Source organism: Neobacillus rhizophilus, from assembly GCF_018343535.1.
Classification (GTDB): Bacteria; Bacillota; Bacilli; order Bacillales; family Cytobacillaceae; genus Neobacillus; species Neobacillus rhizophilus.
In genome coordinates, this window is sequence record NZ_JAGYPF010000005.1 from 604,309 (window position 1) to 618,218 (window position 13,910).

General features: G+C 41.2%; 13 protein-coding genes. All 13 read left to right on the forward strand.

Annotated features, from left to right (window positions below; translation table 11 throughout):
- Positions 1-55 precede the first annotated feature (55 nt).
- A complete protein-coding gene (locus tag KHA99_RS25970) occupies positions 56-382 on the forward strand; it encodes a nucleotide pyrophosphohydrolase (protein WP_213120667.1) in 327 nt (108 codons plus the stop codon).
- A 5-nt stretch (positions 383-387) separates the two neighbouring features.
- Positions 388-1,191 (forward strand): 4-hydroxy-tetrahydrodipicolinate reductase, encoded by an 804-nt coding sequence (gene dapB / locus KHA99_RS25975; protein WP_213120379.1) that lies wholly within the window; start codon positions 388-390, stop codon positions 1,189-1,191.
- A gap of 24 nt (positions 1,192-1,215) precedes the next feature.
- On the forward strand, positions 1,216-1,923 hold the full coding sequence (gene bshB1, locus KHA99_RS25980; protein WP_213120380.1) for a bacillithiol biosynthesis deacetylase BshB1: 708 nt from the start codon (positions 1,216-1,218) through the stop codon (positions 1,921-1,923).
- Between the two features lie 3 nt (positions 1,924-1,926).
- Complete coding sequence (gene bshA / locus KHA99_RS25985) at positions 1,927-3,054, forward strand: N-acetyl-alpha-D-glucosaminyl L-malate synthase BshA (protein WP_213120381.1); 1,128 nt, start codon at positions 1,927-1,929, stop codon at positions 3,052-3,054.
- Between the two features lie 12 nt (positions 3,055-3,066).
- Positions 3,067-4,281, forward strand: coding sequence for a CCA tRNA nucleotidyltransferase (locus KHA99_RS25990; protein ID WP_213120382.1), 1,215 nt, complete (start codon positions 3,067-3,069; stop codon positions 4,279-4,281).
- Complete coding sequence (locus tag KHA99_RS25995) at positions 4,251-5,228, forward strand: biotin--[acetyl-CoA-carboxylase] ligase (protein ID WP_213120383.1); 978 nt, start codon at positions 4,251-4,253, stop codon at positions 5,226-5,228. The genes KHA99_RS25990 and KHA99_RS25995 overlap by 31 nt, the downstream gene beginning before the upstream one ends.
- Before the next feature lie 250 nt (positions 5,229-5,478).
- Positions 5,479-6,315, forward strand: a complete 837-nt coding sequence (gene panB, locus KHA99_RS26000; protein ID WP_213120384.1) for a 3-methyl-2-oxobutanoate hydroxymethyltransferase — start codon at positions 5,479-5,481, stop codon at positions 6,313-6,315.
- Positions 6,312-7,160: a pantoate--beta-alanine ligase gene (gene panC, locus KHA99_RS26005; RefSeq protein WP_213120385.1), complete on the forward strand. Its 849-nt coding sequence runs from the start codon at positions 6,312-6,314 to the stop codon at positions 7,158-7,160. Before panB ends, panC begins: the two co-directional genes overlap by 4 nt.
- Before the next feature lie 29 nt (positions 7,161-7,189).
- The gene (gene panD, locus KHA99_RS26010; RefSeq protein WP_213120386.1) at positions 7,190-7,573 is read left to right on the forward strand and encodes an aspartate 1-decarboxylase; all 384 of its coding nucleotides are present in this window, start codon (positions 7,190-7,192) and stop codon (positions 7,571-7,573) included.
- Between the two features lie 764 nt (positions 7,574-8,337).
- Entirely contained in the window at positions 8,338-11,136 is a 2,799-nt protein-coding gene (gene dinG, locus KHA99_RS26015) for an ATP-dependent DNA helicase DinG (protein WP_213120387.1), read from the forward strand.
- A gap of 48 nt (positions 11,137-11,184) precedes the next feature.
- Positions 11,185-12,033 carry a ComEC/Rec2 family competence protein gene (locus KHA99_RS26020; RefSeq protein ID WP_213120388.1) on the forward strand — a complete coding sequence of 283 codons (849 nt, stop codon included), beginning with the start codon at positions 11,185-11,187 and terminating at the stop codon, positions 12,031-12,033.
- 139 nt (positions 12,034-12,172) lie between these two features.
- Positions 12,173-12,649, forward strand: coding sequence for a cell wall elongation regulator TseB-like domain-containing protein (locus KHA99_RS26025; protein ID WP_213120389.1), 477 nt, complete (start codon positions 12,173-12,175; stop codon positions 12,647-12,649).
- 29 nt (positions 12,650-12,678) lie between these two features.
- Positions 12,679-13,866 carry a pyridoxal phosphate-dependent aminotransferase gene (locus tag KHA99_RS26030; protein ID WP_213120668.1) on the forward strand — a complete coding sequence of 396 codons (1,188 nt, stop codon included), beginning with the start codon at positions 12,679-12,681 and terminating at the stop codon, positions 13,864-13,866.
- Positions 13,867-13,910 lie beyond the last annotated feature (44 nt).

Genomic DNA, 13,910 nt, shown 5'->3' on the forward strand with positions numbered 1-13,910 from the left:
GCCTGACAAATAACAGCATCGTTTGGAGTGATAAGGTTTGGCTGATGGTAAGACAATGAAAGAACTTCAAGAAGAAGTTGATACATATATAAGTCAATTTAAAGAAGGATATTTTAGTCCTTTGGCAATGCTCGCAAGACTGACAGAGGAGCTAGGTGAACTGGCACGGGAAATCAACCATTATTACGGCGAAAAACCGAAGAAATCAACAGAAAGCGAGAAAGCTGTTGATGAGGAGCTTGGCGACCTTTTGTTTGTGTTAATTTGTCTTGCCAATTCCTTAAACATTGATTTGGAAAAAGCGCATGATTATGTGATGAACAAGTTTAATACACGGGATAAGGATCGTTGGACGAGAAAAAATCAGGAAAATATGGAGTGAGAAAAATGGAGCAGATTAATATAATGATTGCAGGTCCTAGAGGTCGAATGGGCAGTGAAGCAGTAAAGCTAGCGGCAGGAACCGAACACTTTAACCTAGTGGCTGTCCTTGACCATAAACATGACGGAATGATGCTTAGCGACATTGAAGGCTTTCAATCGATACATAACGTTCCCATTTATACCGATATTGAAAAGTGTTTACAAAATGTTCAGGCAGATGTACTAATTGACTTAACAACGCCAGAGTTTGGCATGTTGCACGCCAAAACGGCACTTAGCTATAATGTACGGCCTGTGGTAGGTACAACTGGTTTTTCAAAAGAAAATCTGGAAGAATTAGAGCGCCTTTGCAAGGAAAAGGAGCTAGGCTGTATTATCGCTCCAAATTTTGCAATAGGAGCGGTGTTAATGATGAAATTTTCGCAGCTTGCTGCAAAATATTTTCGTGATGTTGAAATTATTGAATTGCATCATGATAAAAAGCTAGATGCCCCGTCCGGTACAGCAGTTAAAACGGCTGAAATGATTTCGGCTGTCAGGGAAGCGAAAAAACAAGGTCATGCAAATGAAAAAGAAACTATAACAGGAGCACGCGGTGCTGAATTTGACGGGATGCATATCCATTCTGTCCGCTTGCCTGGGCTGATTGCCCATCAGCAGGTATTATTCGGTTCAGATGGACAAACCTTAACCATCCGCCATGATTCCTATAACCGTGAATCATTTATGTCCGGTGTAAAGGTCGCTGTTGAAACAGTTATGAAACATAACAGCTTTGTGTACGGGCTGGAAAATATTTTGGACTAAAAATAATCAAAGTTGGTGAAGGACATGCAAGGTAAATCACTGGATATTCTTGCATTTGGGGCCCATGCCGATGACGTCGAAATCGGCATGGCAGGTACAATTGCAAAATTAACAGCAGAAGGGTATCAGATCGGAATATGTGATTTAACGGATGCGAATCTTTCCTCTAACGGAAATGTGACACTAAGGAAAGCGGAAGCGGCTAAGGCTGCAGAGGTTTTAGGGGTTTCATACCGGATATCACTCGGGTTTCCTGATAGAGGGTTATATTTAAAGGATGAATACATAAGAAAGATAGCGGATATCATTCGTCAACATAAGCCGAAACTCGTGTTTGCTCCTTTTTTGGAAGATCGTCATCCGGATCATGGGAATTGTGCCCGTCTCGTTGAAGAGGCGGTTTTTTCGGCGGGAATAAAAAAATTTGAAACAGAATCTAGCGAGCCCCATCGGGTAAATAGATTGTATTTTTATATGATAAATGGCTTTCACAAGCCGGACTTTACTGTCGACATTTCCATGTCTATGGACAAAAAAATAGCGGCATTACAATCCTATAAAAGCCAGTTCGACCGGACAGATACAAGCTACGACACACCTCTTGTCAATGGTTATATTGAAACCGTTGAGGCAAGAGAAAGAATGTTTGGGAAACTGGTCAATGTTACATATGCGGAAGGCTTTAAAACAAAGGTTCCTATTCTATTGAACCGTGATTTGCTGGGAGATTAACGTATGAAAAAATTAAAAATTGGCATTACCTGTTATCCGACTGTCGGAGGTTCCGGGGTTGTCGCGACAGAATTGGGAAAACTCCTGGCGGAGAAGGGGCATGAGATTCATTTCATAACATCAAGCATCCCATTTCGGCTGAACAAAATCTATCACAACATCTATTATCATCAGGTAGAAGTAAATCAATATTCGGTTTTTCAATTTCCACCCTATGATATCGCTCTCGCCAGTAAGATGGCTGAAGTGGCCAATCGAGAGAAACTCGACCTGCTTCATGTCCATTATGCTATTCCGCATGCGGTGTGCGCTATTTTGGCAAAGCAAATGGCAGGAAGGGATATAAAAATAGTCACCACCCTGCACGGTACTGACATCACCGTGCTTGGGTATGATCCGTCCCTCACAGATGCAATAAAATTTGGCATTGAAAAGTCGGATGCGGTGACGGCTGTTTCAAATGCATTGGTCCAGCAGACATATGAGGTCATCAATCCTGACAAGCAAATTGAAACAGTATATAACTTTATTGATGACCGAGTTTATCAAAAAACAGATTCCAATCATTTAAGAGCTGAATTTGGGATAAGGGAAGATGAAAAGGTCATTATCCATGTATCCAATTTTCGCGGCGTCAAACGCGTCCAGGATGTGGTTAAAACATTTGCCAATATCTCCGCTGTGATGCCGGCGAAATTGTTGCTAGTCGGGGATGGACCCGAAATGACCATCGTTTGTAAACTGGTCAGACAGCTTGGGTTAGAGGATCAAGTCATTTTCCTAGGAAAACAAGAAAACCTAGAAGAGTTATATTCCATCAGCGATTTGATGCTCCTATTGTCGGAAAAGGAAAGCTTCGGTCTTGTTGCCCTAGAGGCAATGGCCTGCGGAGTACCGGTGATTGGAACCAATGTAGGAGGCATCCCTGAGGTTATTGAGAACGGCAAAACGGGCTATACTTGTAACGTCGGTGATATTGGGGATATTTCTGATAAAGCAATTCGTCTATTGAATGATGGAGCTCTTCATCAGCAATTTTCACAGCAGTCAGAAGTAACAGTTAAAACGAAATTTAAAGCAGAGCAAATTGTCGAGCAATACGAAATGCTTTATTTTAAGCTGCTGAAATAAGGTGAGAAAAATATGAAAGAACCCTTTTTATCGGCTGTTCCAGTCATCAAAAGGCTTGAGTCCGCTGGATATGAAGCCTACTTTGTGGGCGGATCGGTTAGGGATTATTTACTTGGAAATAAAATTAGCGATGTCGACATTGCGACGTCAGCCAAACCTGAAGAAGTGAAAGCGATTTTTCCTAAAACTGTTGATATCGGTATTCAACATGGAACGGTTCTTGTCCTGTTTAAAAACAATTCTTATGAAATTACCACCTTTCGGACCGAAGGAGAGTATCAGGATTTTCGGAGGCCTAAGGAGGTATCATTTATTCGCAATCTTAACGAAGATCTGATGCGAAGGGATTTTACCATGAATGCCATCGCTATGGATGCAAATGGCAGCATTATTGACCCTTTTGACGGCCAAACAGCCATTAAGGAAAGGGTTATTCGAACGGTGGGAAGCCCGGAGGAACGGTTTCGCGAAGACGCCCTAAGAATGATGAGAGCGGTCCGCTTTGTCAGCCAGCTCTCTTTTCATATTGCAGGTGAAACATTACTAGCTTTAAAATTGGATGCGCACCTGCTCGATAAAATTGCTGTCGAGAGGAAGAGAGCCGAGTTTGAAAAGCTGCTCTCTGGCGACAATCGAAAAAATGCTTTCAGGATTTTGCTTGAAACGCAGGTTTTTGAATATTTACCTGGGCTCAAGAAACGGGAATTGAAAATTGAAAAATTACTTTCTTATCCATTTGATTTCTTAAATAAGAAAGAAATGTGGGCATTGCTCCTTTATTGTTTAGAACTTGATCAACAAAATAGCGACGCTTTTCTTCGGAATTGGCGACTTCCTGTAAAGGAAATGAAAGAAATTCAGGACATCTTGCTATATGCCAAACAAAGACTCATAAAAGATTGGTCCCGTTACGATCTATATACGGCTGGCAGCGAGACAATTCAATCCGCAGAAAAGCTTTATCTTGTTTTAAAAGGCATAAATGATTATGACTCTGTAAAGTATTGGTTAAACACTTACGACAATCTGCCAATCAAGCAGCGATCTGAACTGGCTGTGACCGGAAGCGACATAATGGCTTGGCGGAAACAGGCAGGTGGCCCATGGCTGAAAGAGCTGCTTACTAGAATAGAACATGCAGTTTTGCAAAATGAAGTTGTAAACGAAAAAGAAAAGATAAAGGAGTGGCTGAAAGCGTGCAGTCAGAAATCAGAAAAAAACTGCTAGATTCCTTTACCAGCGCTGGTGAATCCTATTTATCAGGTCAATTCCTTGCTGAATTAATTGGCTGCTCGCGAACGGCAGTCTGGAAGCATATTGAGGAATTAAGAAAAGAAGGCTTTGAACTTGAGGCGGTTAGAAAAAAAGGCTATCGAATTATCAAAACACCCGAAAAAATTACTGCCGATGAAATTAGACTTGGCTTAACTACGGAGTTTATCGGAAAAAATATCCATTACGAAGAAACCGTGGAATCGACCCAAAAGATTGCCCACAGATTAGCTTCTGAAAATGTGCCTGAGGGAACAGTTGTAATAGCGGAGGAACAAATTTCCGGCAGGGGAAGAATGAATCGCCCGTGGCATTCACCAAAATATACAGGGATTTGGATGAGCCTCATCCTCCGTCCCAATGTTCCATTGACAAAGGCGCCGCAGTTAACGCTTTTAACAGCCGTTGCTATTGTTCAGGCAATCGAAGAAGTGACTGGCCTTAATCCGGAAATAAAATGGCCAAATGATATTTTACTGAATGGGAAAAAAATAACCGGCATTCTGACTGAAATGCAGGCGGAGGCTGATCAGATTCATTCCATCATCATTGGGATGGGCTTGAACGTCAATCAGACGAAGGATGACTTTCCACCTGAATTGCAAAATATTGCAAGCTCTTTGTTGATTGAAAAAGGAGATGCGCTTTCACGGGCCAGCATCATAAGAAGTATTTTTACCCATTTTGAAAAATTATATTTGCTCTTCCTCGAAAAAGGTTTTTACCCAATTAAATTGCTATGGGAAGGCTATGCCATAAGTATTGGGAAAATGCTCAAAGCTAGAACCTTGACCGGTGTCATTGAAGGAAAAGCCCTCGGGATAACCGATGAAGGCGTTTTAAAGATTGAAGATGCATCCGGTGTGATTCACCATGTTTATTCCGCTGATATAGAACTATAGTCCTGTCATTTCATTCTGTACGGAATGGATGATATTTGCTATAATTTTTTTATGGGCAGTATCCTGAAGGAACTGCACCTTGGAAGTCTATAAAACTAAAAGGTATCTGCCTAGATCCGTCAAACGGACCGGGACAGAGGGATGGAACAAGAAGTAAGTAACCAAAATCCTTCTGCCTTCAGAAGGATTTTTTTTATTTAGCTTCTCATTTGTTTTATCACCTCTCCCCTAATTTAAGGAGGGAATAAGGATGAAGCAAACGACAGATTTTCTGAAGATGAAAGAAAAAAACGAAAAAATTGTGATGTTAACGGCTTATGATTATCCTTCAGCAAAGCAGGCGGAACAGGGGGGCGTAGATATGATTCTCGTCGGTGATTCTCTTGGAATGGTGGTTCTTGGTTATGATTCTACTATTCCTGTCACATTGAATGACATGATCCATCATGCAAAGGCTGTCAAGCGCGGGGCTAAAGAAACATTCATAGTTGTGGACATGCCATTTTTAACCTACCATTTATCGGTCAGGGATACATTAGTTAACGCAGGCAGATTGATTCAGGAAACCGGAGCACATGCTGTTAAGCTTGAAGGGGCAGATGAAGTCACCGAACATATTGCTGCCCTGACGCGAGCGGGAATTCCAGTGTGTGCCCATCTTGGCTTAACACCGCAGTCAGTCGGTGTATTAGGCGGCTACAAGGTTCAAGGCAAAGATGCAGATGCAGCAAAACAGTTAATCGAAGACGCTAAAAAATGCGAAGAAGCAGGAGCATTCGCGCTTGTCTTGGAATGTGTTCCTAAGCAGTTGGCGGAGCAAGTAACAAAATCCTTGTCTATTCCGGTAATTGGCATCGGTGCAGGAATTGATGTCGATGGCCAGGTGCTTGTCTATCATGATATTCTTGGCTACGGTGTTGAACGGGTTCCTAAATTCGTCAAACAGTACCATTCTGTAAGTCCATTTATGATTGAATCAATCCAAGCGTATGCCCAGGATGTGAAAAACAAACAGTTCCCTGAAGATAAGCACAGCTACACCATGAAGGAAGAGCAACTGCTCGTTTTATACGGAGGTAAAGAATGAAGGTTATTACAACCATAAAAGAGATGCAGACTGAAATTAAACAACAAAAAAGTGAGGGTAAATCGATCGGCTTTGTCCCAACGATGGGATATCTTCACGAAGGGCATCTCACTCTTATAAAGCAGGCTCGACAGGAAAATGATATTGTGGTCTTAAGTATCTTTGTCAATCCATTGCAATTTGGACCAACAGAGGACTTTTCAACATATCCTCGCGATTTTGAGCGAGACCGGGCGCTGGCAGAATGTGAACATGTCGACTACATTTTCTACCCAACAGTCAACGAAATGTATCCAACTGAACCTTCGGTGAAAGTCATTGTCCAGGCTCGGACCGATGTGTTATGCGGGAAATCGCGCCCTGGTCATTTTGATGGCGTTGCTACAGTTGTGTCTAAGCTTTTCCATATTGTCATGCCGACAAGGGCTTATTTTGGCAAAAAAGACGCGCAACAGGTGGCGGTCATTGAAGGATTGGTTTCTGACCTCAATTTTCCACTAGACGTGGTGGCGGTGGAAATTGTCCGCGAAGAAGACGGGCTGGCCAAAAGCTCTCGCAATGTCAATTTGCTGCCCGAAGAAAGAGAGCAGGCAGTTGTTTTGTATAAAAGCCTGCAGGAAGCAAAAAAAGCAATTGATCAAGGCGAACAGAACCCTCACAGTTTAATCATTTTAATGAAAGAAATGATTACGAGCAATTCGTCTGGGGTAGTCGACTATGCGGAGATTTATTCCTATCCACAGTTAAAACCACTGGAAAAATTAGAGGGTAGGATAATCATTGCGCTTGCTGTAAAATTTACAAAGGTTCGTTTAATTGATAATCTCATTCTGGATATAGAGTAGACACTTGAATAGAGGAGGAACCACATTTTATGTTTCGCCACATGATGAACGGAAAAATACATCGTGCAACAGTCACAGAAGCGAATTTAAACTATGTTGGCAGTATTACAATAGATGAAGATTTATTAGATGCAGTTGGCATGGTGCCGAACGAAAAGGTGCAAATTGTCAATAACAATAACGGAGCTCGTCTTGAAACCTATATCATTCCTGGTGAAAGAGGGTCTGGTGTGGTCTGCTTAAATGGGGCAGCTGCCCGTCTTGTACAGCCTGGAGATATTGTGATCATCATCTCCTATGCTCTTGTACCAGAAGAAAAAGTCCCTTACCATAAACCAAAAGTAGCGATTATGGACGAATTTAACCAAATAAAAGAACTTATTCATGCCGAACCAGCCCATACAATTATGTAAAAAACGTCCCCCTTTATTTGGGGGATCAGATTGTCGAGAAAGAGTACCTTTCTCGGCTATTTTTTTATCATTCTAATTACATCTTTTTTTGAGTTGACTCTGCTAAAGGGCCTGTTGATTTCCGCTCCGGGCACTCGCTTTCCGCGGGGAGGTCCTGGAGCCTCCTCGGCGCTTTAGCGCCTGCGGGGTCTCCAGTGACCTCTATATCCCGCAGAAGTCGAGTGCCCTCCGCTCCAATCAACAGGGAGGCAAAAAAATCTAAAGTATTGTAACACACATTATCGAACCTAGATAAGTGTGTTACAATTTTTTTGATATTTTGGGAGGTTGTAGTAAGGAGAGAAGCTGTACTCTTACATTATTCAATCCCCGTAACCGGTACTTATTTTTATTTGAGATGAAGGTCTTTATTGATTACACCTGTTGATTGGCGCGGAAGGCGCGGAGACTCCTGCGGGAGTACGGGGCAGGGGAGACCCCGCAGGAGCGATAGCTCAGAGGAGGCTCCCCGGCACGCCCGCGGAAAGCGAAGCGCCTGGAGCGCCAATCAACAGACTTGTTGAAAAGCCTATATATTAATTATTAAATAAAAGAGCAAAATAAATGGCTATCGAAAGTTTTTCGACAGCCTGGTCCCCCTTTCAATGGGGGATTTTTCTTTTGACGGGGACTTTATTATAATAAATGGCGAATATATTAATTGTTTTCATTTTTTATTTTTTTATGTTACCGTTTAAGGAATGAAGCTTTGGGGTGTTATGTAAATGTCTAATAAATTTGTTGTAATCGATTTAGAAACTACCGGAAATCTTCCGAAGAAGGGCGACAAAATTATTCAATTTGCCGCTGTTGTAATTGAAGATGGACAAATAACGGAGAAATTTTCGTCACTGATTAATCCCCAAAAATCCATTCCGATATTTATAGAAGAGTTAACTGGAATCAATGATGAAATGGTGAAGAATGCCCCTGTTTTTTCAGAGATTGCTGCGAAGGTTTTTTCCTTACTGGACGGTGCTTATTTTGTAGCCCATAATGTTTTATTTGATTTATCCTTTCTTCAAGAGGAATTAATCCATGCCGGATTTGAAGGATTTTACGGATCTGTCTTGGATACCGTGGAAATGTCGCGGATTCTATATCCGACAGCGGACGGATATAAACTTACCGATTTGGCTGAAATGCTAAACCTCAAGCACGATCGGCCTCACCAAGCCGACAGTGATGCGGAGGTGACCGCGGAAATTTTTCTGCTGTTGGTCCAGCGTTTACAGCAGCTGCCCTTTATTACGCTTAAGCGGCTTCTTCCGTTATCCGGCGGATTAAAAAGCGACCTTGAGCAGCTACTTGAAGAAATGATTGACAGCATGGCTGAAAAGTCTGCACATAATGAGGATTTTGAGGTGTTTAGGGACCTCGCCATAAAAAAAGTGCTGCCTCAGCCGGGAACATCGTTAGAATTCCAGGCATACCACTATCCTCAAGCTGAAGAGGAGAAATTAAGGCTGATGAAAAGCGGCCTTAAATCCTTTGAGAACCGGACAGGGCAATTTAAGATGATGGATGTGGTCTACAAAGCCTTTGTATCCGAGCGTCATACGTTAATTGAAGCAGGAACGGGGGTAGGAAAATCGTTAGGGTATCTGCTGCCAGCAGTCTTCTTCGCTAAACAGCGGAACCGGCCGATTATCGTCAGTACACATACTACTCAGCTGCAGGAGCAAATATTAAGAAAAGAAATGCCACTTCTGGAAAAAATGATTCCTTTTCCGGTAAAGGCTGTACTCTTAAAAGGCAGGAGCCATTATATCTGTTTGGAAAAATTCCATCAGTCGCTGCTTGATGAAAACGATAACTATGATACCACCTTAACAAAGATGCAGATTCTTGTTTGGTTAACCGAGACAGAAACCGGTGATAAGGATGAACTGAATCTTTCGAGCGGCGGATTCCTTTTTTGGAATAAAATTAAAAATGAGCAAACCGCTTTTTCAAAACATCCTGATTGGCAAGAACGGGATTTTTATTTGCGAGCAAAAAAAGAGGCTAAAGTCTCGGATATTGTTATTACCAATCATTCTTTATTATTAAGTGATATTAAAGGGAACGGCGCTGTTTTGCCGGAATATGATTTTGCCGTTATTGACGAAGGGCATCATTTGGAAAAAGCGGCAGTTCAATTCTTTGGTACCTCCTTGGATTACCTATCTGCAAGAATGCTGGCTGGCCAATTTGGTTTATACGAACAAGAACAGCTTTTTTATGAATTAGAAAAGATTCTTGCTATTTATCCTTTCACGAAGGAACCGCTTATCCATACATTTGAGCTTAATCAAATGATGATTGACTTTTCGTACGAAATGGATGAATTTTTTAAATTAATTGCTCTATTTGCCAAAAAGAGGATTAATAACAAAAATGGATATTACCGCACAAAAATCCATTTTAGTAAAGCTGATAGTTCTAAAGAAAGAATGGCTTTAGTGCATAGTGCGGAAAGGCTGTCATTTTTAATAAAGGATTTGCATACCGCAATTAGTAAAAGGGTGGAATGGATTATTGCCCAAAAGGATGGGTTAACCAGAAAGCAGGAGGGGAAAATCGAGGAAGTCCATGTGTTTCTTATGGAATTAGAGGAATTAAGGGGCAGGGTAATAAACAGCTTTTTAAGAGACACCAATGATGTTAAATGGATTGAAATCGATGTACGTGCACCGCAGAATATAACAACCTTTATCGCACAGCCGGCCAGTGTAGCGGCAGCTTTAGAAAAATATTTTTTCGCAAAGAAAAAGGCAGCAGTCATCACTTCTGCAACGTTAACCGTTAATAATACCTTTGACTATTATCTCAAGGAAATCGGCCTTGATTCCAGTAATCCGGAAAAGGTAATCATCCCCTCTCCTTTTAATTACAAGGAACAAGTACAGCTGATTATTCCTGATGATTTGCCCGAAATCAATTCGGTTTCCTTAGATGAATTTGTGATTGCCATAACCGAGCACATCATTACGATTGCTGAGGCGACGAAAGGAAGGATGCTGCTTCTTTTTACTGCTTACGACATGCTAAAGAAAACGTACGAATTGATAAAAGAAAGCGGCTTTCTCGATGACTATGTTTTAATTGCCCAAGGGATTACAAGCGGGAGCAGAACAAGGTTGACGAGAAATTTCCAGCGCTATGAAAAGGCCATTCTGTTAGGAACGAGCAGTTTTTGGGAGGGTGTGGATATTCCAGGGGAGGATTTATCATGCCTGTGTTTAGTACGGCTTCCCTTCAACTCACCGGATGAGCCGTTAACAATGGCGAAATGCCAAATAATTGAGGAAAGTGGCGGCAATGCCTTTTTTGAATATTCTCTGCCTGAAGCAGTCCTACGGTTTAAACAAGGCTTTGGCCGGTTGATACGAACTGAAACAGATAGGGGGATTGTGATTGTTTTTGACAAGCGGATTATCACAACGAAATATGGAAAGGCCTTCTTAAATTCCATCCCGCCAGTCACCATAAAAAAAGAATCGGCCAAAGAAATAGTCAAAATAATTCAATCCTGGTTATGATAAAATTTGGAAAAAATACACATCCTAGAGATGACAGGAGGAATGTGTATGCGAATTTTATTCATTCTATTGGCCTTATTTTTTCCGGCTGTTTCAGCAGTTCATGCGGAAACGGCTATTTCAGGTAAGGTTGAAAATATAGATTTAAATATAAAGGAACACGAAATGGCCATTACTTTTATTGGTCTTTCCACTGGGGAAGCTACTTTAATCCAAGGGCCGAACAACGAGAATATTTTGGTCAATGTCGGGGGGCAAGACACTGAAGCGGAATTGGAAAAGTGGCTCAAACTTTATGATGTAAAAAGCATTCAAACCTTAATCATTACTACGGATGAAAATAGCCTGTCGTTTAAAAAAGTAAATAAGCTAATTGACAAATATAACATTGAAAAACTGATTACCACTCCAAAAATCTCAGCCCAGGCAGCCTTTGGGCTTGATGATCAAAAGCAGGCCGCGGTATCAACATGGAAAGAAGGGACAACAGAATCACTTTTTCCTGACCTGACGGCCGAAGTCCAATTTGTCGGAAATGAAAAAAACGAAGGGATGGATTTTATCCTTAAGTTTTTCAATCACCGTCTCTTTTTAATGTCGTCCTGCAGCGAAAGGGCGGAGCAGGCATTACTGACAAAAAATCTTGAAGATGTCCATGTTTTAAAAATTCCGGATTACGCTAAGGCTTCTTTTTTCTCAAATAATTTTATCCACTATTTAAATCCGGAGATTTCTGTATTGTTTACACCGGAGGAATATCATCCGGATCGTGATATTCTTCAAGGCCTGCACGAAACTTGGTCTGAAGTTTATTTTACAAAAAAACATGGATCGGTGACGCTTAAGTTCACGGATTCAAAATATGAGGTTTTTACCATCCCAACTGAAGAAGAATAAAAACTTAAAGAAAAATTACGATTCCTTGGTTTCAAGATAGGGCATTTTTCCTTTTACCTGTTATAATGATATTTGGTAGGAAACAAGTAACAAGAATTAATTGGAGGAAAAATATCGTACATAAAAGAGTGATTTGAAATTGAAAAAGTGGATTATAATTGGAGCATGTTTATTACTTGCTGTGGTGATCGGGGTTTCGATAAAAGTATATCATAGTGCAATGGAACCATTAATTACCGCTGAAGAACGTGCTGTTCAGGATGCTAAAAAAAAGGTTCCATTAAAAAGCGTTGAAGATTTTCATGTTTATAATGGTCAAGAAACCGTTAATGTCATTGAAGGGAAAAATAACAAGGGCGAAAAGATTATTGTCTGGGTTCCCGAAAAGAGCAAAAAGGTTATTGTCCGAAAGGCCAAGAACGGCCTTACAAAAGAGGAAGCAATTCAAACATTGAATAAAGAAAAAAATCCCAAAAAAATCATTTCGGTCCGGCTCGGAATGGAGCAGAACATCCCTTTATGGGAAATTTATTATCGTTCTGAAAATAATTTAATAAATTATTATTATCTCCATTTCGAAACTGGCGAGTGGCTGAAGGAAATTGAAAATCTTTAGGGTAGAGACAGGAGGAAAACATAATGAAAGTGGAATTGGCAAGCCGGGTGTTGTCCTTAACACCTTCAACAACATTGGCCATTACTGCGAAAGCAAAAGAATTGAAGGAACAAGGTGAAGACGTAATTGGACTCGGTGCAGGTGAACCCGATTTTAATACCCCTCAGCACATTTTGGATGCTGCAGTAAAATCTATGAATGAGGGACAAACCAAGTACACTCCTTCGGCCGGTCTTCCTGCCTTAAAAAAGGCGATTATTAAAAAATTCGAAACAGATCAAGGTTTAACCTATAAGCCAAATGAAGTTATTGTCGGGAATGGTGCAAAACATGTCCTCTATACGCTGTTTCAGGTTCTTTTAAATGAGGGGGATGAGGTTATTATTCCTACTCCTTATTGGGTAAGCTATCCGGAGCAGGTTAAGTTAGCGGGCGGAGTTCCTGTTTATATCGATGGATTGGAAGAAAACCATTTTAAAATAACACCGGAACAACTGAAAAAGGCGATTACCAATAGAACAAAAGCTGTCATCATTAACTCTCCGAGCAATCCAACAGGGGTCTTATATACAGAAGAGGAACTTTTGGAAATTGGTAAGGTATGCTTGGCAGAAAACATCTTGATTGTTTCTGATGAGATTTATGAAAAGCTCGTTTACGGCGGTGTAAAGCATGTTTCGATTGCGGAAATTTCGCCGGAGCTTAAAGAACAAACAATTATTATTAATGGTGTTTCCAAGTCCCATTCGATGACAGGGTGGAGGATTGGCTATGCTGCTGGTAATGCTGAACTTATTAAAGCAATGACTAATCTCGCTAGCCATAGCACATCTAACCCGACCACTACCGCTCAATATGCGGCCATCGCGGCTTACAACGGGCCGCAGGAGCCTGTTGAAGAAATGCGGAAGGCATTCGAAGAAAGATTGGAAATTATCTATGATCAGCTGGTTGCCATTCCAGGGTTCACTTGTGTCAAGCCGCAGGGTGCTTTCTATCTGTACCCAAATGTGAAAAAGGCTGCTGAAATGGCTGGCTACAGCAATGTCGACGACTTTGCATCTGCCCTTTTGGTGGAAGCAAAAGTAGCTGTAATTCCCGGTTCAGGATTCGGAACACCTGACAACATCCGTTTATCCTATGCAACATCACTAGACTTATTAGAAAAAGCCGTATCCCGCATGCAGCAATTCGTAGAATCAAAAGTTAGGGTATAACCTTTAGTAAAATCAAAAAGTCTGCGACCTGCAGGCTTTTTGAT

Bases quoted from the DNA above. Each gene is read 5' to 3' on its own strand.
- panD (WP_213120386.1), top strand. From the start codon at position 7,190: ATGTTTCGCCACATGATGAACGGAAAAATACATCGTGCAACAGTCACA.
- bshB1 (WP_213120380.1), top strand. From the start codon at position 1,216: ATGCAAGGTAAATCACTGGATATTCTTGCATTTGGGGCCCATGCCGAT.
- KHA99_RS25990 (WP_213120382.1), top strand. From the start codon at position 3,067: ATGAAAGAACCCTTTTTATCGGCTGTTCCAGTCATCAAAAGGCTTGAG.
- bshA (WP_213120381.1), top strand. From the start codon at position 1,927: ATGAAAAAATTAAAAATTGGCATTACCTGTTATCCGACTGTCGGAGGT.
- panC (WP_213120385.1), top strand. From the start codon at position 6,312: ATGAAGGTTATTACAACCATAAAAGAGATGCAGACTGAAATTAAACAA.
- KHA99_RS25970 (WP_213120667.1), top strand. From the start codon at position 56: ATGAAAGAACTTCAAGAAGAAGTTGATACATATATAAGTCAATTTAAA.
- KHA99_RS26020 (WP_213120388.1), top strand. From the start codon at position 11,185: ATGCGAATTTTATTCATTCTATTGGCCTTATTTTTTCCGGCTGTTTCA.
- panB (WP_213120384.1), top strand. From the start codon at position 5,479: ATGAAGCAAACGACAGATTTTCTGAAGATGAAAGAAAAAAACGAAAAA.
- dapB (WP_213120379.1), top strand. From the start codon at position 388: ATGGAGCAGATTAATATAATGATTGCAGGTCCTAGAGGTCGAATGGGC.
- dinG (WP_213120387.1), top strand. From the start codon at position 8,338: ATGTCTAATAAATTTGTTGTAATCGATTTAGAAACTACCGGAAATCTT.